At 63.5% G+C, this 18,527-nt stretch carries 12 protein-coding genes; 10 read left to right on the top strand and 2 right to left on the bottom strand.

Translation table 11 applies throughout. The features are described 5' to 3' along the window. Nucleotides 1–109: 109 nt before the first annotated feature. The 9 genes from DSOUD_RS16170 (at nt 110) to DSOUD_RS16130 (ending at nt 14,510) form a co-directional block, all read left to right on the top strand. Entirely contained in the window at nt 110–1,096 is a 987-nt protein-coding gene (locus tag DSOUD_RS16170; RefSeq protein ID WP_082351331.1) for an amidohydrolase family protein, read from the top strand. Between the two features lie 15 nt (nt 1,097–1,111). Then, entirely contained in the window at nt 1,112–4,504 is a 3,393-nt protein-coding gene (locus tag DSOUD_RS16165; protein WP_053551981.1) for an acyl-[ACP]--phospholipid O-acyltransferase, read from the top strand. A 76-nt stretch (nt 4,505–4,580) separates the two neighbouring features. Next, nucleotides 4,581–5,879: a hydroxymethylglutaryl-CoA reductase gene (locus DSOUD_RS16160; RefSeq protein WP_053551980.1), complete on the top strand. Its 1,299-nt coding sequence runs from the start codon at nt 4,581–4,583 to the stop codon at nt 5,877–5,879. Then, nucleotides 5,872–6,792 carry a UbiA family prenyltransferase gene (locus DSOUD_RS16155; RefSeq protein ID WP_053551979.1) on the top strand — a complete coding sequence of 307 codons (921 nt, stop codon included), beginning with the start codon at nt 5,872–5,874 and terminating at the stop codon, nt 6,790–6,792. Before DSOUD_RS16160 ends, DSOUD_RS16155 begins: the two co-directional genes overlap by 8 nt. Beyond that, entirely contained in the window at nt 6,789–9,461 is a 2,673-nt protein-coding gene (locus DSOUD_RS16150) for a PEP/pyruvate-binding domain-containing protein (protein WP_053551978.1), read from the top strand. The genes DSOUD_RS16155 and DSOUD_RS16150 overlap by 4 nt, the downstream gene beginning before the upstream one ends. Continuing rightward, complete coding sequence (locus DSOUD_RS16145) at nt 9,451–10,548, top strand: BtaA family protein (protein ID WP_053551977.1); 1,098 nt, start codon at nt 9,451–9,453, stop codon at nt 10,546–10,548. The genes DSOUD_RS16150 and DSOUD_RS16145 overlap by 11 nt, the downstream gene beginning before the upstream one ends. Next, a complete protein-coding gene (locus DSOUD_RS16140) occupies nt 10,548–11,918 on the top strand; it encodes a diacylglycerol/polyprenol kinase family protein (protein WP_053551976.1) in 1,371 nt (456 codons plus the stop codon). The genes DSOUD_RS16145 and DSOUD_RS16140 overlap by 1 nt, the downstream gene beginning before the upstream one ends. A gap of 43 nt (nt 11,919–11,961) precedes the next feature. Next, on the top strand, nt 11,962–12,957 hold the full coding sequence (locus DSOUD_RS16135; RefSeq protein ID WP_053551975.1) for a hypothetical protein: 996 nt from the start codon (nt 11,962–11,964) through the stop codon (nt 12,955–12,957). Beyond that, nucleotides 12,954–14,510: an AMP-binding protein gene (locus DSOUD_RS16130; RefSeq protein WP_053551974.1), complete on the top strand. Its 1,557-nt coding sequence runs from the start codon at nt 12,954–12,956 to the stop codon at nt 14,508–14,510. The genes DSOUD_RS16135 and DSOUD_RS16130 overlap by 4 nt, the downstream gene beginning before the upstream one ends. Before the next feature lie 447 nt (nt 14,511–14,957). Here the strand turns inward: DSOUD_RS16130 and DSOUD_RS16125 are convergent, their stop codons facing one another. Further along, the gene (locus DSOUD_RS16125; protein WP_053551973.1) at nt 14,958–15,578 is read right to left on the bottom strand and encodes an arylesterase; all 621 of its coding nucleotides are present in this window, start codon (nt 15,576–15,578) and stop codon (nt 14,958–14,960) included. Between the two features lie 253 nt (nt 15,579–15,831). On the opposite strand from DSOUD_RS16125, the gene DSOUD_RS16120 reads away from it, so the two are divergent. Beyond that, entirely contained in the window at nt 15,832–16,128 is a 297-nt protein-coding gene (locus tag DSOUD_RS16120; RefSeq protein WP_053551972.1) for a hypothetical protein, read from the top strand. Nucleotides 16,129–16,172: 44 nt separating this feature from the next. Here the strand turns inward: DSOUD_RS16120 and DSOUD_RS16115 are convergent, their stop codons facing one another. Then, nucleotides 16,173–18,467: a heavy metal translocating P-type ATPase gene (locus DSOUD_RS16115; RefSeq protein ID WP_053551971.1), complete on the bottom strand. Its 2,295-nt coding sequence runs from the start codon at nt 18,465–18,467 to the stop codon at nt 16,173–16,175. Nucleotides 18,468–18,527: the final 60 nt, after the last annotated feature.

Here is an 18,527-nt window from a genome sequence, read left to right as displayed (position 1 = left end):
GAGATAATCCTTTACTTTTGCTGTAAATTCACCATGATAGCAACGCTTGCCATTTTCGGCACGACTCCTGCGTAAGGCATGACTGTCATCACGAGACAAGGAGAGAATCATGGACAAATCGATGGTCATCGACATTCATACCCATGGGGCCGGAATCGGCGGCGGCGGCAGCGGCTGCCATGTGGCGCCGCAACTGCGCAACAGCTGGAAGTTCCGCTTTTACCTCAGGGCCTTCGGCGTCACCTTCGCCGATCTGGAGCGGGACGGAGACATGCGGGTGCTGCAGGGGATGTCCGCACGCCTGGCCGCCGCGCAGCATGTGCACAAGGCCGTGGTCTTCGCCCTCGATGGCGCCATCGACGGCCAGGGTCACCTCGATCTAGAGAAGACTGAACTCTACATCCCCAACGCCTTCATCGCCCAGGCCTGCCGCGAACACAACAACCTCCTCTTTGGCGCCAGCGTCAATCCCCGGCGCCGCGACGCCCTGGAACAACTCGACGCGGCAGTCGCCGATGGCGCGGTGCTGCTGAAGTGGCTGCCGTCGATCCAGGGGATCGACCCGGCCGACCGGGCCCTGATCCCCTTCTACAAGCGCCTTGTCGAGTTGAAACTGCCGTTGCTCAGTCACACCGGAAACGAGGAGTCCTTCACCCGCACCGACAACCGCCTCGCCGACCCAGAACGTCTGCGTCTCCCTTTGGAGCAAGGGGTGACGGTGATTGCCGCCCACTGCGCCAGCAACGGCCGCAACGGCGGCGAGGGCAACTTCGGGCGTTTCCTGAGTCTGGCTGCAGCCTATCCCCATCTCCATGCCGACATCTCCGCCCTGACCCAGATCAATCGCCTCGGTCACCTGCAGCGGGTTCTTGCCCGTCCGGAGCTGCACAGCCGGCTCCATTTCGGCACCGACATGCCACTCCCCTGCACCGGCCTGACCTCCCCCTGGTTCCAACTCGGGCGTCTCCCCCTGGCTACCATCCGTCGTCTCTCGGCTATCGACAATCCCTGGGACCAGAGCCTGCAATTGAAACTGGCGCTAGGCCTTCCGCAAGCGGTGCTGGGCAACACTCCCCAGCTGCTGCGCCTGAACTGAACAAGGAAGAAACCGATGCCCGCTATCGAGCCCAATGTGCAACTGCCCCTGTCATTTCGCCGCCTCAACCTCGTCCAGGCCCTCGGCGCGCTCAACGACAACCTGATCAAGCTTATCATCATCTTCTTTCTCATCGGCCAGGGGGGCGAGGCGAACGCCGCCGGCATCGCCGCCCTCGGCAGTGCCGCCTTCATCGCGCCGTTTCTCCTCTTCTCCGCCCTGGCCGGTTCCCTCGCCGACCGCCTGCCAAAAAGCAGGGTGATCGTCGCGGTCAAGGGGCTGGAGGTCGGCATCGCGATCCTGGCCGCCGTCGGCGCGTGGCAGCAGAATGCTCCGGTACTCTACCTGGCGATCTTCTTCCTCGGTTGCCACAGCGCCTTCTTCGCCCCGGCCAAGTACGGCGTCGTCCCGGAGCTGGTGGGGCGACAGGAGCTTTCAAGGGCCAACAGCCTCCTGGAGATGCTGACCTTTCTGGCAATTGTCGGCGGCACAGCCCTCGCCCCCTTCCTGGTGCAGGCTGCCAACGGGCGCCACGGCGTCGCACTTTTTGGCGGAATCGCCATCGCTGTTTGTGGTCTGCTGATCGCCTGGCGGTTGCCAACCACCCCGCAGGGTGCGCCGACGCGCCCCCTTGCCCTCTTCCCGGCCGCCTACTGGCGTACCCTGCGCAGCCTCCGCCAAGACGGCTATTTGCTCCTGGCGATCTTCGGCGCTGCCTACTTCCTCTTCGTCGGTGCCTTCTGCCAGCTCAACCTTCTTTCCTACGGCATGAGCCGCCTTGGCCTCAGCCAGGAGGAGAGCGGTTACCTCTTCGTCGCCGCCGCTCTCGGGATTGGCCTCGGTTCTCTCCTGGCGGGACGCCTCTCCGGCCGCACCGTGGAATTCGGCGTCGTACCTATCGGCGCCACCGGTCTGACCCTCACCTCTTTCGCCCTGTACGCCGCCCCCCCCCATATTCCCACGGTTCTGGGCATCGTCGCCCTCTTTGGCCTCAGCGCCGGCGTCTTCATCGTGCCGCTGCAATCCTTCATCCAGCTACGCAGTCCGGCCGACCGCCGCGGGGAGATTCAGGCCGCAGCCAGCTTCCTCAGCTGGGTCGGCGCCCTCGCCGCATCGGCACTCCTCTGGTTTCTCTCCGGTCCGCTGCAGGTTTCGCCGGGCGCCTCCTTTGCCCTGCTGGCGGTCGTGACCCTGATTCTGACGGTGCTGACCCTCTGCATCCTCCCCGATTTTCTCCTGCGCTTCATCTCCCTTCTGGCCATGCGCCTCTGCTACCGACTGGAGATCGTCGGCCGCAATAACGTCCCCATGGAGGGGGGGGCACTGCTGGTCGCCAACCATGTCTCCTGGCTTGACGCCCTGCTGCTGATCGCCACCCAACAGCGCCGGATCCGTTTCGTTATGGAGCGGGAGATATACAACACGCCGTTGCTTCGCCAGCTTTGCCGCCTGATGGGAGTGATTCCGGTCTCGTCCAAGGACGGCAAAAAGGGGATGTTGACCTTTATCGCGGCAGCCCGCCAGGCTCTCGACGACGGCTACCTGGTCTGCATCTTTGCGGAAGGGGCGATCACCCGCAACGGCATGCTCAACCAATTCAAGGGAGGCTTCGAGCGCATCGTCAAGGGGAGTAAGCACCCGATCATCCCGATTTATATCGGCGGCGCCTGGGGGAGCATCCTCTCCTATGCCCACGGCAAGCTTCTGTCGCGCCTGCCGACCCTCTTCCCCTATCGGGTGACGGTACTCTTCGGCACGGCCCTCCCGGCCGGCAGCAATCCCCAGGAGGTGCGGGGGGCGGTGATGGAACTCTCCTGTGCTTGGTTCGATTCCCGCAAGCCCCGGCGCCGCGCTCTCGGCGAACTTTTTGCCGAAACCGCCCGTGAAAACTGGCGCCGGCCCGCCCTGGCCGACACCGGGGGCCGCACCCTGCGTTATGGAGAGGCCCTGATCGCCTCTACGGCTCTGGCGGCAAGGCTGCGGACGCAGATCAAGGGGGCGCCGATGATCGGGGTCTGCCTGCCGCCGACGGTCGGCAGCGCTTTGGCCAATCTTGCCCTGAACCTTGAGGGGACGGCGCCGGTAAATTTCAACTACACCGCCTCCCCCGACGGGATCCGTTCCGCCATCAATCAGTGCGGAATCGACACCGTGATCACCTCGCGGACCTTTCTCGATAAGCTCTCTGCCCTGCCGGAGCTTCCCGGCGTTCTCTACATCGAGGACCTCCTTGTCGAGCTGAGTCCCGGTGAAAAACTCCGCGCCTTTTGCAAAGCACGTCTCCTGCCGCTACGGCTCTGGGCCCGTCCGAAAAGCTTCACCGCCGACCGCCTCGCCACAGTGATTTTTTCTTCGGGGAGCACCGGCGAGCCGAAAGGGGTGATGCTGTCGCACCACAACATCCTCTCCAACCTCGAGGCGCTGCGCATCGTCTTTCGCGTCACGAAGCGCGACAACATCTGCTCGGCCCTCCCTTTCTTCCATTCTCTCGGCTTCACCGGCACCCTCTGGCTACCGCTGTTGTCCGGCTTTTCTGCCGTCTACCACACTAACCCCCTCGACGGCGAGGTCATAGCCCGCACCGTGCGCAAGGAGCGCTCGACTCTGCTTATTGCCACCCCGACCTTCCTCATGGCCTACCTGCGCCGTGCCAGACGGGAAGACTTTGTAACTTTGCGCCTGGTCGTCACCGGAGCCGAAAAACTCAAGAGCAAGCTTGCCGACAGTTTCGAGGAGAGGTTCGGACTCCGCCCTCTCGAAGGATACGGCGCCACCGAGCTGTCCCCGGTCATCGCCCTCTCCCTCCCCGATGTGGAGATCGACGGCATCCGTCAGGCCGGCTGGTGCGACGGCAGTGTCGGCCTGCCGATTCCCGGTGTCGTCGTCAAGGTGATCGATCCTGAGAGCGGAGCGCCGCGGAGGACATGTGAGTCCGGCCTGATTCTGGTCAAGGGACCGAATGTCATGCTCGGCTATCTCGGCCAGCCGGAGAAGACCGGCGAAGTGGTCCGCGACGGCTGGTATGACACCGGCGATATCGGCCATCTCGACGCCGGCGGTTTTTTGCACATCACCGATCGCCTCGCCCGCTTCAGCAAGATCGGCGGCGAAATGATTCCGCACGGCGCGGTGGAGGATCTTCTGCACGCCCAGCTCAATCAGACCGGGGTGGTCGCGGTGACGAGCATTCCCGACGAAAAACGGGGTGAGTGCCTGGTCGTGGTCTACGAGAGCGCTTCCAGCACTGTCGAAACCCTGCATCGCCTGATTTCCGAAAGCGACTTGCCCAACCTCTGGAAACCGGCGCGGGATTGCTATGTAGCGGTCGAACGTCTGCCGTTGCTCGGAAGCGGCAAGCTCGACCTCTGCGGCGTCAGGGAGCTGGCTCAGGCAGGGATTCATCCATAAGAGACGAGTGCCCTTGCGGAACAAACCGGGCCGGACCCCAGACGCTGGAACAGTCCCGATGTCAAAGGAGATCACCATGCCAAGAGATGCGATACAGACTCAGGGATTTTTGGCGCACCTGCTTCAGAACCAGAGCAAGGGAGAGCTTCTCAAAAGACTCGAACCGAACTGGGAGCCCCCGGCGGCGAAGGTGCCGGGAGGTGCCCGGATCACCCCGGAGATTGTGGCGCGGCGCTGGAAGAGGCTGGCACTGGCCCCGGAGATCAGGGCGGCGCTCCTCGGTGACCTGGATCCGGCGACTCTGGCCTCCTTTGGCCGCAATATCGAAAACTTCATCGGCGTCGCCCGCCTCCCCATCGGCCTTGCCGGACCGCTTCGGGTCAACGGACTCTTTGCCCAGGGAGACTATCTCCTCCCTCTGGCTACCACCGAGGCGGCTCTGGTCGCTTCCTACCATCGCGGGGCCTCTCTCCTCTCCCAGGCGGGCGGCTGTAGTTCCATGCTGCTGGCCGAAGGGGTCAGCCGCGCGCCGGGATTTGCCTTCCAGACGGCTCGCGAGGCCGGTCTGTTCGTCGCCTGGGCGATGGAGAGCCTCGAGAGAATTCGGGGCGCCGCCGACGCCACCTCGCGATACGCACGACTTAAGGATCTGCGCATTACCATCGAGGGAAACCACGTCTATCTCCTTTTGGAGTTTCAGACCGGCGATGCCTCGGGTCAGAACATGGCGACGATTGCCACCGAGGCCGTCTGTGCCCTGGTTGCCGCGGAGTCTCCCGTTACTCCCGAATATTTCTTCGTCGAGGCCAATATGTCCGGCGACAAAAAAGCCAGCGCCCAGTCGTTCTTGGGTGTGCGCGGAAAGAAGGTGACAGCCGAAGCGATCATCCCGGCCGAACTGGTGGAAAAGATCCTCCATACCACGCCCCTACGCATGACCGACTATTGGCGCATGTCGGCCCTCGGCGGGGTCCTCTCCGGCACCATCGGAGTCCAGGGACATTACGCCAACGGCCTGGCGGCTTTGTACATTGCCTGTGGCCAGGATGCCGCCTGCATCGCCGAATCGGCGGTGGGAGTGACCCGCTTCGAAGTACGAGAGGACGGGGCACTCTACGCGGCGGTGACCCTTCCCAACCTGATGGTCGGAACCATTGGCGGCGGGACCGGCCTTCCCACCCAGCACGCCTGTCTGGAGCTGATGGGGCTCGCTGGTGCCGGGAAGGCGCGGGCGTTGGCCGAGGTCTGTGCCGGCATGGTCCTGGCCGGTGAACTCTCGATCATCGGTGCACTGGCTGCCGGCGAGTTCACTTCGGCCCACAAAAAACTCGCCCGGGGAAAAGAGCAGTCAAAAGAGGGAGATAATCATGACTAACCGCTGGTGGCTCTACCAGAAGGAACGCTTCCCGATCTTTGCCCACGGTCCGCTGATCCTGGCCTTCAGTCTGTCGGCGATGAGTTATTCGGCTTTGCTGCGCGGCGAATCAACCCTGCGCCCAGCCGCAGCCCTCGTCGCCTTCGTCACCGCTTTCTTCTTTTTTCTTCAGCTGCGCATCGCCGACGAGTTCAAGGACGCCGCCGACGATGCCCGCTGGCGCCCCTACCGGCCTGTCCCCCGGGGGTTGGTCACCCTGCGGGAGCTCGGCTGGATCGGGGTCGGTGCCGGGGTGATCCAGTTGGCCGGATCGTTGTGGCTGCGGCCGCTGCAGGCGCTCATGCTGGTAATCGCCTGGGTCTATCTCGCCCTGATGAGCCGGGAGTTTTTCGTCCACGATTGGCTCAAGGCCCATCCCACCTTCTACCTTCTCTCTCACATGATCATCCTTCCGGTTTTCGATATTTACGCCACCGCCTGCGACTGGCTCATGGCCCGGGCTACACCACCGCAGGGCCTGATCTGGTTTTTGGCAGTCAGTTACCTCAACGGGATCGTCATCGAAATCGGCCGGAAGATTCGCGCCCCGGAGGATGAGGAGGAGGGAGTGGAAACCTACACCGTTCTCTGGGGGCGGCCCCGGGCCCTGGCCGCCTGGCTGGGGGCGATGGGGCTCACCGCCCTCTGTGCCTGGCGCGGGGCGGTACTCATCGGCTTTGCCACGCCGGTGGCGCTCCTTCTTCTTATTCTGCTCGTCAGCGCGACCCTGGTCGCTATCCGTTTTGCAAGACATCCCCTCCCCGGTAGGGGGAGACACTTCGAACTGGTATCCGGCATCTGGACCCTGGTAATGTACCTGAGTCTCGGGGCCGGGCCGTTGCTTCTGCGTTTTCTGCAGGGAGGTTTGCGATGACCTACATTATCACCCCAACCCCAGGGAAGTCCCCTGCGGCGCTGGGAGGGAAGGCAAAAGCCCTGGCGAGCCTGCAGGGGGCCTCCCTCCCCATTCCACCCTGGTTTGTCGTATCACCGACAGCCTTTCAGGACAGTCTCACGGCTGCAGGTCACGCCGCCCTCTCCGCAGGCAACCCGGCAGAGGTCCTGATCGCACTCCAACTCCTATCGCCGGCAGAGCCCGTTTGCCTTGCGGTCGCCGCGGCCCTGACCCGGCTCTGCCCCCAGGGGGAGTTGGTGGCGGTGCGCTCCTCGGCGCTGGACGAGGACGGCAACGAGCATTCCTTTGCCGGACAGCTCGATTCTTTTCTCTTCGTTTCGCCGACAGACGTGGCGAAGCAAATCGCCGCCGTTTGGCGCTCCGGCTTTCATGAGCGGGTTCTGGCCTACCGGCGAGAAAAATGTTTAACGCCCCTCCCCGCTCCGCCGGCGGTCCTGATTCAGCGCATGGTCTCTGCCGATGTCGCCGGGGTCGCCTTCAGCGCCGATCCGGTCAGCGGTCGGCGCGGCGTTGCCGTAGTAAGTGGCGTTTTCGGCCTGGGGACGTCCCTGGTTTCAGGGGAGTGCGATGCCGACACCTGGCGGGTGGATCGCAACGGCACAATCGTCGAGGTGGAGTTGGCCGACAAAGAGACGGCGCATCGGGCCGACCCGGAAACGGGGGAGGGGGTACGCAGCACCGTGATCGCCCCGGAAGACGCCAAAAAACCCTGCCTGAGCGATGGTCAGGTCCGGGAGGTGGCGGCGCTCGCCCGCAGTGCCGCAAGTCATTTCGGCCGCCCTCAGGACATCGAATGGGCGATCGAAGGCGACCGGCTTCATCTTTTGCAGTCCCGTCCCATCACCTCTCTGGCGGCCTTGCCCGACCCGGACGGGGAGCTCAATATCTGGGACAACAGCAACATCGCCGAAAGCTACGGAGGTGTCACCACTCCTCTCACCTTCTCCTTTGCCCGCCATATCTATGAAGAGGTCTACCGCCAGTTCTGCCGCATCATGGCCGTGCCAAAAAAAGCTATCGTCGCCAACGAGCGGATTTTCCCCCGCATGCTGGGGTTGGTGCGGGGACGGGTCTACTACAACCTCCTGAACTGGTACCGCCTGTTGGCCCTCCTCCCCGGATTCACCACCAACCGGCGTTTCATGGAACAGATGATGGGGGTAAAAGAGGGGATCCCCGATGAGATCCTCACCGAGGCTCTGGCGACCTGCAAGGTCGGCCGTATGCAAGATGCCTTCAATCTCTCCCGGAGCCTGGGGGGGCTGGTCCTTAATCAGCTTGGCCTGCAGAAAAATATCGATCGTTTCTACGCACGGATGAATCGGGCTCTGGCTCCGCCGAATCCTCCCCTGGAAGAGCTGCGCCCCGACGAACTCGTCGCCCATTACCGGATGCTGGAGGAGCAACTTCTCACTCGCTGGGATGCACCGCTGGTAAACGATTTCTTTGCCATGGTCTTCTACGGGCTGTTGCGCAAGGTGATGGCGACCTGGTGTGGTGACGGCAACGAAACCCTGCAGAACGACCTCCTTTCCGGAGAAGGGGGGATCATCAGCGCCGAACCGGCCAAGCGGGTTAGGGAGATGGCCGAGGTTGTCGCCGAGGATGAAGCTCTGACCGAACTCCTGGCCACCGGGGATGTGCCGAGGAGCCACGCTGCCAGCATTGCTCACCCCGCTCTCGGGCCTTTGTATCAGGGTTATCTCGCCAGATTCGGCGATCGCTGCCTCGATGAACTCAAGCTGGAGAGCGCCACCCTCCTGGACGATCCCTCACCGCTCCTGTGCTCCGTCGGCGAGTTTGCCCGTCGTATCCGCAGCGGTCGCGCCCTGGCGCCCTTCGACGAAACCGCGTTGCGGCAAGTGGCGCAATTAAAGGTGCGGGTGGCCCTTGCCGGTCATCCGCTCAGGCGCATCCTCCTGACCTGGATTCTCAAACAGGCCCGGGCGCGGGTGCGTGACCGGGAAAATCTGCGCTTCGAGCGCACCCGCCTTTTCGGTCGGGTGCGGCGGATCTTTGTCGAGCTAGGAAAACGCTTCGCCGCCGACGGTATTCTTGCCGAGGCTCGGGATATCTTCGCCCTGGAGAAAGAAGAGATTTTCGGGTTTGTCGAGGGGACCGCCTCGGGCACCGACCTGCGTGGTCTGGCTGCCCTGCGCCAGGCCGAGTTCCTTCGCTGGCAGAGCGCGGAGCCGCCATCCGACCGCTTCGATACCCGCGGCATGGTCAACCATGCCCAGACCTGCCGCTCCACCAACCCCACGCCGGCCGTTCCGCAAGGGGAGAGTTTGCAGGGGCTAGGCTGCTGTCCCGGTCTGGTGAGGGGACGGGCGCGGGTGATCACCGACCCGCGCGGCGCGGTCATACGCGAGGGGGAGATCCTCGTCGCCGAGAGGACCGACCCCGGCTGGATCATGCTCTTTCCTGCCTGTTGCGGACTGCTGGTGGAACGGGGGAGTCTCCTCTCCCATTCGGCCATTGTCGCCCGCGAGATGGGGATCCCGGCCGTGGTCTCTCTCGCCGGGATCACCGCCTGGCTCAAGGACGGTGACTGGGTGGAGCTGGATGGTGCAAGTGGCCAGGTCCGCAAACTCGATCAAACGGAGGTGCCGGCCGATGCAGAGTGAAGCCGCCCGACATGCTGATTTTTCCCTGATCCGCTATGCCCAGTGCTGGGAGGATGCCGACATCCTGCTGGCGGGGCTGGACATCCGTCCCGGCGACACCTGCCTCGCCATCGCCTCCGCCGGAGACAATGCCCTGGCGATGCTGGCAGCCGGTGCCGGACGGGTTATCGCCCTCGACCTCAATCCTGCCCAACTGGCCTGTCTGGAACTGCGGGTGGCCGCCTACCGGCAGCTTTCCCACCTTGAGCTGCTGGAACTCGTCGGTTCCCGCCCGAGCAGGCGCCGCAATGAACTCTACCGGAGGTGCCGTCCCCTCCTCTCCAGTGCCTGTCGGGACTTCTGGGATGCCCAGCCGGCGGCCATTGCATCGGGGATCGGCGGTGCCGGCAAGTTCGAGCGTTACTTTGCCCTCTTCCGCCAGCGGCTTCTGCCGCTGGTTCATTCCCGGGCCACCGTCTCGGCTCTGCTGGCCGGTGGCGAGGCATCCATCCGGGAAAAATTCTACCGCAAAAAATGGGATACCTGGCGCTGGCGGCTTCTGTTTCAGGTCTTCTTCTCCCGCCTTGTCATGGGTCGGATGGGACGCGATCCCAGCTTCTTTCGCTACGTGGAAGGGAACGTGGCGCAGCGCATCCTCACCCGCACCCGCCATGCCCTCACCGCTCTCGATCCGGCGGATAACCCCTATCTACAGTGGATCCTCACCGGCTACCATGCCACGGCGCTCCCCTACGCCCTGCGACCGGAGAACTTCGAGGTTATCCGCGCCAACCTTCACCGGCTGGAGTGGCGCTGCCAGCCGCTGGAAGCGTTTCTCGACGAGGAAGGGGATCAGGCCATCGACCGCTACAATCTCAGCGATATCTTTGAATATATGTCCGAGGAAAATTACCATCACCTGCTGGAGAAGCTGCACCGGGCCGGCCGGGCCGGCGGCCGCCTCGCCTACTGGAACATGCTGGCACCGCGCAGCCGGCCGCAGGCGATGGCGGACCGGCTGCACCCCCTGAAACCCGAGGCCGAGAAACTCTTTAGCCAGGACAAGGCCTTTTTCTACAGCGCCTTCGTCATCGAGGAGATCCTCTGATGCCCTCCCCCTGGCTTGGTATCCTGCTGGTGGTAACCGGGCTCGGCGTGGTCCTGGCCGCACTGAAATGCCTCATCCCCCGCCTTGGCCTGCATCCCGAGACCAGCCGCAAAATGGTCCATATCCTCATGGGATTGGTGACGCTCTCTTTCCCCTGGCTCTTTGATGCCGCATGGCCGGTTCTCCTCCTCGCCCTCCTGGCCGTGGCTGCCCTGGCGGCAACCCGAGTCTTTGCCCCCCTGCGGCAGAGCTTCGGCGGGGTTCTGCACGGAGTGGAGCGCCAATCGCTGGGAGAGATCTACTTCCCCCTGGCGGTGGCCCTCCTCTTTTTGCTCGCGGCTGGCAATCCCCTCCTCTATACCATCCCCTTGCTGACCCTGACTCTGGCCGATGCCGTCGCAGCACTGGTGGGGGTGCGCTACGGGCAGCTCCGTTTTGCCACTTCGGAGGGAACCAAGAGTGCCGAAGGATCTTTCGCCTTTTTTACCCTGGCCTTTCTCAGTGCCCATGTGCCGCTTCTCCTTTTAAGCGACACCGGCCGCGCCGAGTCGCTGCTGGTCGCCCTGGTCCTCGGCCTTCTGGTCATGATGTTCGAGGCCATCTCCGTCGGCGGACTCGACAACCTCTTTATCCCCCTGGGGTGCTACGCCCTCCTACGGCGTTACCTGACTATGGGTCCGGATGAGCTGCTGGTGCGTCTTGGGGCCATCTGCCTGCTGGCACTCCTGGTCCTTCTCTGGCGGCGGCGCACCACCCTCAAGGAGAGCGGTCTGCTGGCGGCCGCCCTGACCGGGTACATGAACTGGGCTCTGGGGGGCTGGTCATGGCTTGCCGTGTCGCTCATCCTTTTCTTAACCTATACCCACCTCTGGCCCCGCAGCGAGGAGAACAGCCTCCCTGTGCATACGGTCCGCGCCGTGGCCTCCGTCGCCGCGCCGGGCCTTCTCTGGCTGCTGGCCCGGGTAGAAACGGGGGAGAGCAGTTATCTCTTCCCTTTTATCCTCGTCTATGGGGTGCATTCCGTTGTCGTCGGCTGCAGCCAGCTCGCCTATGCCAGGCCCGGACAGCCGATTGGCCGGCGTCTGTGGCAGGCGGTGGTCCGGAGCTGGCTCATTTTCTTTCCGACCTTCTTTTTCCAGGCGATTGCCGCCGTGGGAAACGGCCCTGTAGTGGACGAGCTTTTTGCCGGACTCTTTTCGGCCACGGTCGCCTTCCCGCTGCTGCTGGCCGCCGCCACCGTCCATCTGTGCCTGACCCGGGGTTGCGGCGAAGTTGAAACGGGATTCGGGCGCTGGTTCCAGCGTGCCAGCATCGCCCTTGGCACCTCCCTGGCGGGATGGGGGTTGTCGCTCCTCGTCGTACGGCTTTAGCCTCGTCCCTTGCTATGCTCCCTTTTTGCCCAAGGAGACCCTCATGAAGCACCTCGTCAGGATCACAACGCCGGAAGAGCTGGCGGCTTTCGGTGCCGGGGAGTCGGTTTCACTCGTCAGTGCCGACGAGTTGAACCATCATGGTGCCGATGCCCACTGGATTCTGGCCGACGGGAACAACCGACTGGCGGCCCGCTGCTCCCTCTGGTGGAAGAGCGTTCCCGACCACCCGGGGAGGCGGCTCGGAATCATCGGCCACTATGCCGCGCGGGACGCGGCCGCGGCGGCCAAACTCCTTTGCCACGCCGTGACCGAACTGGCCGCCGAGGGATGCACTCTGGCCGTCGGGCCCCTCGACGGAACCACCTGGCGGCGCTACCGATTCATCGTCGAGCGCGGGGGGGAACCGGCTTTTTTTCTCGAACCGGACAACCCCGACGACTGGCCCCACCACTTCATGTCGGCCGGTTTCCGGGAGTTCGCCTCCTACAGCTCTTCGCTCAACACCGATCTGAACTACGCCGATCCGCGCATGGCGGCGGTGGCCGAGCGGATGAGGCGGCAGGGAGTGACCATCCGACACCTCGATCCGGCCCGGTTCGATCAGGAACTCGACGCCATCTTCGAACTCTCCCTGATCGGCTTTCAGCACAACTTCCTCTATACGCCGATCGGGCGGGATGAATTCAAAACGTCCTATCTCAGGGTGCAGCCGTTTATCCGCCCCGAATTAACCCTTATTGCCGAACATGAGGACCGCACCGTGGGCTTCCTCTTCGCCCTGCCTGACATGTTGCAGGCGCAGCGCGGGATGGCCATCGATACGGTGGTCATGAAATCGATCGCCGTTCTCCCCGGTAAAACCTACGGCGGGCTCGGCAACCTGCTGATGGTGCAGACCCTCGGCAACATCAGCGAACTCGGCTATCGCCGAGCCATCCACGCCCTGGTCTACGACAGCAACAGTGCCCGTAACATGAGCGCCCAGTACGCCCAGCCGATGCGCCGCTATGCCCTCTTCAGCCGGGAGATCCCATGAATATCGCCGAAATTTTACAAAAACAGGCACGGGAACGAGGCGAGGCCCCGGCCATCATCGATGTGCGGTGCGGTAGCGACCGAACCACCACCTTTGCCGGTCTTGAGGGGGCGGCGGCCCGCGGTGCGTCACTCCTAATGGCTCGCGGTTTGACCCCCGGGGAGACCGTGCTGGTCTTTCTGCCGATGTCGGCAGAGCTCTACATCGCCCTGATGGCCCTCTTTCGGCTCGGGATGACCGCCATGTTCATCGACCCTTCCGCGGGGCGGGAACATATCGAGCGCTGTTGTGCCATTCGCGCCCCGGCGGCTCTGATCGCTTCCCCCCGAGCCCATCTGTTGCGCCTAGTCATCCCGGCCCTGCGATGCATCCCGCACCACTTTTCCATGGGTGGGTTCATCCCCGCCACCACTCCCTGGAACCATTCGAATCGCATGTCGCCCCGGACGGCGATCACTATTTGTGCGCCTGAAACCCCGGCCCTGATCACCTTCACCAGCGGCAGTACCGGGCAACCCAAGGCGGCGGTCCGCAGCCACGGTTTTCTTCTTGAGCAGCACCGGGTCCTGGAGCGCGCCATCCATCTCACCCCCGGCGCTACCGATCTGACCACCCTGCCGATCTTTGTCCTTGCCAACCTCGCTTCGGGGGTCACTTCCCTGATTCCGGATGCTGATCTGCGCCGTCCCGGTGAGATCCGGCCCGCCCGGGTTCTGAGGCAGATCGACCGCTTTTGCCCAACCAGCCTCGCCGCCTCACCCGCCTTTGTGGACCGTCTTTGTGCCGGAGTCCTGGCTGCCCGGCCGACAATTCCCGGTTTCCGTCACGTCTTCACCGGTGGCGCACCGGTCTTCCCCGACCATCTTGAGCGGTTTGCTGCCACCTTTCCCGGTGCCGAAATCGTCGCCGTCTACGGTTCTACCGAGGCGGAACCGATTGCCCACATTGCTCGCAACGAACTCTCAAATGAGGAGATGTCGGCCATGGCCTCCGGAGCCGGTCTGTTGACCGGAAAACCGGTGGTCGAGATCCGGGCCGTGGTCATCGCGGCGACCTGGGGTGTACCCCTCGAGGCCATGGGGAGAGATGAGTTTGTTGCCCGATCCCTGCCATCGGGAGCTTCCGGCGAGATCGTGGTCAGTGGCGGGCATGTTCTGCAGGGTTATCTGAACGGTGTCGGCGACGGGGAAACCAAGTTTTCCGTCGAGGGTAGGGTCTGGCATCGCACAGGGGATTGGGGCTATTTCGATGCCAGGGGACGATTGTGGCTCCTCGGCCGGGCATCGGCAGTCATCAGGGACGAGCGGGGAGAATTGCACCCTTTTGCCGTCGAGTGCGCGGCCAGGAATATTCAGGGGGTCGAGCGAGCGGCACTGGTGGCTCGTAACCGGCGAAGGATACTCTTTGTGCAGCGACGGCGGCGAGCTTCAGTCGATATGGAGGCGCTACACACCGCCCTGAAGTGGGCCGATCTCGATGAGGTACGCATGTTGCGCGCGATCCCCCTCGATAAAAGGCATAATGCCAAGGTCGACTACACGCGCCTGCGCTGACCAGGACGCGAAATCGCATCTTCCCAAGGAGTAAAGTGGAGCCAGCACGAAATGTTGAGTTGCGTTGTTACATCTCTTCCATGATCAAAACCCCTCTCAATTTCCTTCTCCCGTCTGGCGCGTAGAGGGAACCCCCCCCCGACTGATTCCCGGAAGGTTGGCTCTAATCACCATAGTACCCGTATTTTTAACAACTTTCGACGGCAGTTTCAAAAAAGGCAAGACGCGTGAAATTCTGAGGCACGAAGTGTGTTGTCAGGATACGCTGCAGGGGAAGTCAGGGGGGCTACCATTGAAGGGAGTAAACCGCGGGGCACCCCTTGATGGAGAAACTCAAAGCTCAGAGTTGCATTTGGGAGGAAAGGTGCAAGTGAAACTAACGGGGAAGAACAAAAACGCGGCCGATAAATTGATCTCGGATCAAGCAACCCGAGCTGCCTTGATCAGCTAGATCGCGCCGCTTCGTCGCAACAGCTTCGCCAGGGATTCGGCGATCTGCCGGTAGCCGGCGGCGTTGGGGTGGATCGGGTCGGATTTGAGGGCGGCGTCGGAAAAAACCTTTTCGAGGGTCTTCTCGTCGAGGAGGACCTCCTCCTTCTCGGCCATCTGGCGGAAAAAATCGGGGATCTGCAGGCCGAATCCGAGCTTCGGCACCGCGATCAGCACGACCTCGACCCCTTGACTCCGGGCCAGGCGGACCATGGCGCGCAGGTGGTCCCGAGCCCTTTTTTCGTCGAGACGGCGGAGAAAGTCGTTGCCGCCGAGGCAAAGGATCAAGAGCGCCGGCCGGCTCTCCTCCAGCACCCGGGGGAGACGGGCGAGCCCTTCGGCCGTCACCTCCCCCGGCACTCCGGCGTTGACCACCCGGCGGCCGATGAGCCTCGAGAGGACCGCCGGGTAGCTCTCGTCCCTTTTTGCCCCGGTGCCGAAGGTCAGGCTGTCGCCGAAGGCAAGGACCACGGCGTCCTCCGGCAGGGGCGAAAGCTTCGGGTCCTGCCGGCAGGCGGCCAGGAGAAAAAGGAGGCACAGGGCAAGGGCGGTGCCGCGGAAAAGAGGTCCTTTGAACATGGGTGCCGGCTTTCTCCGTTTTTCCGGGGGCAAAAATCCGTTTTCCGCAGGAATGATTTAGAGCGACAGCATAGGGAGTTTTGCCGGAAATTTCAAACGGAACCTTGCCGCTCGATCTGTCCCGGGACCTGTTCGTAACCGGAGTGCGGTAAAAAGGGGGAGGAGGGCTCGGGGGATTTCGTCACCCCGTCTTGACAGAACGAAACGTTCCGGCAAACTTGGACCCGGTGGCGTTGTTTATATGGGGGGTCTCATGACTCTTGAGGAATTTTTACAACGGGCGCGTCGGAATCAGATCCTCAAGGACAGGGGGATCGTCGGAATCTTTCACCCGATTTTCGGACTCCGGGCCGTCTGCGGCGTCTGCCGGGGTCGGACGGCCGCCGGTTTGGTGCGTTTTTTGGAACTCGGTCAGAGCACCGGCAAAGGCTACTGCTGCCGTTCCTGCTGGGCCAGCATCAGGATGGAGCAGGAGCGCGGAACCCGGTTCCGGTACCGGGAAGGAATTCCTTTGACTCTGCACCATCGGCACGAGGCGAAACAGGAGTGACCCGGGGAGAGAGTCGGCGGACGGGAAGGGGCCGGCCCTCTTCATTACAATTCCCTGTGCCGCAACCGCAGGGCGTTGGCGACCACCGAGACCGAGCTCAGACTCATGGCGGCGGCGGCGATCATCGGGCTGAGCAGGAGTCCGAAGAAGGGGTAGAGGAGACCGGCGGCGACGGGGATGCCGAGGGCATTGTAGACGAAGGCGAAGAAGAGATTCTGACGGATGTTGCCCAGGGTGGCGCGGCTGAGCTTGACCGCCTTGACGATGCCGTTGAGGTCCCCCTTGACCAGGGTGATGCCGGCGCTCTCCATGGCGACCTCGGTCCCCGAACCCATGGCAATGCCGACATGGGCCTGGGCCAGCGCCGGGGCGTCGTTGATGCCGTCGCCGGCCATGGCGACGATTCGCCCCTCCTCCTGCAGCGCTTTGACCACCTCGATCTTCCGGTCGGGGGAGACTTCGGCCTCGAGGTCGTCGATTCCCAACTCCCTGGCGACGGCGCGGGCGGTGGTTTCGCTGTCGCCGGTGAGCATGACGACCCGCAGCCCCATCTTCTGCAGCTCTTTGATCGCTCCGAAGGTCGAGTCCTTGATGGGATCGGCGACGGCGAGGAGTCCGGCCGGCGCTCCGTCGATGGCCACGAACATCGCCGTGGCCCCCTTCCGCCGCAAGGTCTCCGCCTGATCGGGGAGATCGCCGGGGTCGATGGAGAGCTCATGAAGGAGTTTGAGGTTGCCGACGGCCACCTTGCGGCCGTCGATCTTTCCCGTCACCCCCTTGCCGGTCACCGATGCGAACTCGTCGGGGGAGGTGAGTTGCACCCCCTTTTCCTTGGCCGCATCGACGATGGACTCGGCCAGGGGGTGTTCGCTCCCCTGTTCGAGACTTGCGGCGAGCCGCAGGAGGTCGTCCCCGGAAAAATCCCCCTGCACCCGGACGGCGGTGAGCTTCGGTTTGCCTTCGGTGAGGGTCCCGGTCTTGTCGACTACCAGGGTGTCGATTTTTTCCATGGTCTCGAGCGCTTCGGCGTTCTTGATCAGCACCCCGGACGTCGCTCCCCGGCCGGTGCCGACCATGATCGACATGGGGGTGGCCAGCCCCAAGGCGCAGGGGCAGGCGATGATCAGCACCGCCACGGCGTTGACCAGGGCGTGGGCGAGTCGGGGTTCGGGTCCGAAGAGGGACCAGAGAATGAAGGTGAGGATGCTCACCCCGACGACCGCCGGCACGAACCAGCCGGCCACCTTGTCGGCCAGTCCCTGGATCGGTGCCCGGCTCCGCTGGGCCGCGCTCACCATCCGGACGATCTGCGCCAGCATCGTCTCGCGACCGACCCGCTCGGCGGTCATGATGAAGGTCCCGCTCTTGTTCAGGGTGCCGCCGGTGACGGCGTCGCCCTTCCCTTTTTTTACCGGCAGAGGTTCGCCGCTGATCATCGATTCGTCGATCGAACTCGATCCCTCCATGAGAACGCCGTCGACGGGGACCTTTTCGCCGGGGCGCACCCGCAGGCGGTTCCCCTTTTCCACTTCATCGAGGGGGATGTCCTCCTCGCTGCCGTCCTCGCCAACGCGGCGGGCTGTTTTCGGCGCCAGGCCGAGGAGCGCCCGGATGGCGCCGCTGGTCGCCCGGCGGGCCCGCAGTTCCAGCACCTGGCCGAGAAGAACCAGGGTGATGATGACCGCCGCCGCCTCGAAATAGACCGCCACGTCTCCTTCCGGGCCGCGAAAGGACGGGGGGAAGGCGCCGGGGAACAAGAGCGCCGCCAGGCTGTAGACATAGGCGACGCCGGTCCCGATGGAGATGAGGGTGAACATGTTGAGATGGCGCTGGACCAGGGATTTCCAGCCGCGCCGGAAAAAGATCGCCCCCCCCCAGAGAACCACCGGAGTCGCCAGCAGACACTGAATCCAGCTCTGGACCTTCGTCGAAAGGAGCTCCTGCACCTTAAGCCCCGGAATCATCTCCGACATGGCCAGGGCAAAGACCGGCAGGGTGAGGACGAGGGAGACCAGGAAGCGCCGGGACATGTCCTTGAGTTCGGAGCTCTCGCCCTCCTCCTCGAGGCTGGCCTCCTTCGGCTCCAGATCCATGCCGCACTTGGGACAATCTCCCGGGCCGATCTGCACAATCTCGGGATGCATCGGGCAGGTGTACTCGCGCGAGCTCTCCCCGGGGCGGGCCGATTTCTCATCTGTCCCTTCGAGATAGCGGTCGGGATCGGCCGTGAACCTGTCCCGACAGCGTTCCGAACAGAAATAGAAGTTCTTTCCCTGGTGTTCGACGGTCCCGGCCGACTCCTCCGCCGAGACCGTCATGCCGCAGACGGGGTCTTTCATGTCGCCTCCCTGAGCTTCGACTCGAATTGTCCGACAGGTTCCTGCAAAGCTTAACGGGGG

This window comes from Desulfuromonas soudanensis (assembly GCF_001278055.1).
In the GTDB taxonomy this organism is placed as follows: Bacteria; Desulfobacterota; Desulfuromonadia; order Desulfuromonadales; family WTL; genus Deferrimonas; species Deferrimonas soudanensis.
Note: the sequence above shows the minus strand (reverse complement) of the source record. Positions and strands in the feature narration are given on the sequence as shown.

Excerpts from the sequence above, each read along its gene's own strand:
- DSOUD_RS16155 (WP_053551979.1), top strand. The coding sequence starts at position 5,872 with ATGACTAACCGCTGGTGGCTCTACCAGAAGGAACGCTTCCCGATCTTT.
- DSOUD_RS16130 (WP_053551974.1), top strand. The coding sequence starts at position 12,954 with ATGAATATCGCCGAAATTTTACAAAAACAGGCACGGGAACGAGGCGAG.
- DSOUD_RS16165 (WP_053551981.1), top strand. The coding sequence starts at position 1,112 with ATGCCCGCTATCGAGCCCAATGTGCAACTGCCCCTGTCATTTCGCCGC.
- DSOUD_RS16135 (WP_053551975.1), top strand. The coding sequence starts at position 11,962 with ATGAAGCACCTCGTCAGGATCACAACGCCGGAAGAGCTGGCGGCTTTC.
- DSOUD_RS16160 (WP_053551980.1), top strand. The coding sequence starts at position 4,581 with ATGCCAAGAGATGCGATACAGACTCAGGGATTTTTGGCGCACCTGCTT.
- DSOUD_RS16125 (WP_053551973.1), bottom strand. The coding sequence starts at position 15,578 with ATGTTCAAAGGACCTCTTTTCCGCGGCACCGCCCTTGCCCTGTGCCTC.
- DSOUD_RS16170 (WP_082351331.1), top strand. The coding sequence starts at position 110 with ATGGACAAATCGATGGTCATCGACATTCATACCCATGGGGCCGGAATC.
- DSOUD_RS16150 (WP_053551978.1), top strand. The coding sequence starts at position 6,789 with ATGACCTACATTATCACCCCAACCCCAGGGAAGTCCCCTGCGGCGCTG.
- DSOUD_RS16140 (WP_053551976.1), top strand. The coding sequence starts at position 10,548 with ATGCCCTCCCCCTGGCTTGGTATCCTGCTGGTGGTAACCGGGCTCGGC.
- DSOUD_RS16115 (WP_053551971.1), bottom strand. The coding sequence starts at position 18,467 with ATGAAAGACCCCGTCTGCGGCATGACGGTCTCGGCGGAGGAGTCGGCC.
- DSOUD_RS16145 (WP_053551977.1), top strand. The coding sequence starts at position 9,451 with ATGCAGAGTGAAGCCGCCCGACATGCTGATTTTTCCCTGATCCGCTAT.
- DSOUD_RS16120 (WP_053551972.1), top strand. The coding sequence starts at position 15,832 with ATGACTCTTGAGGAATTTTTACAACGGGCGCGTCGGAATCAGATCCTC.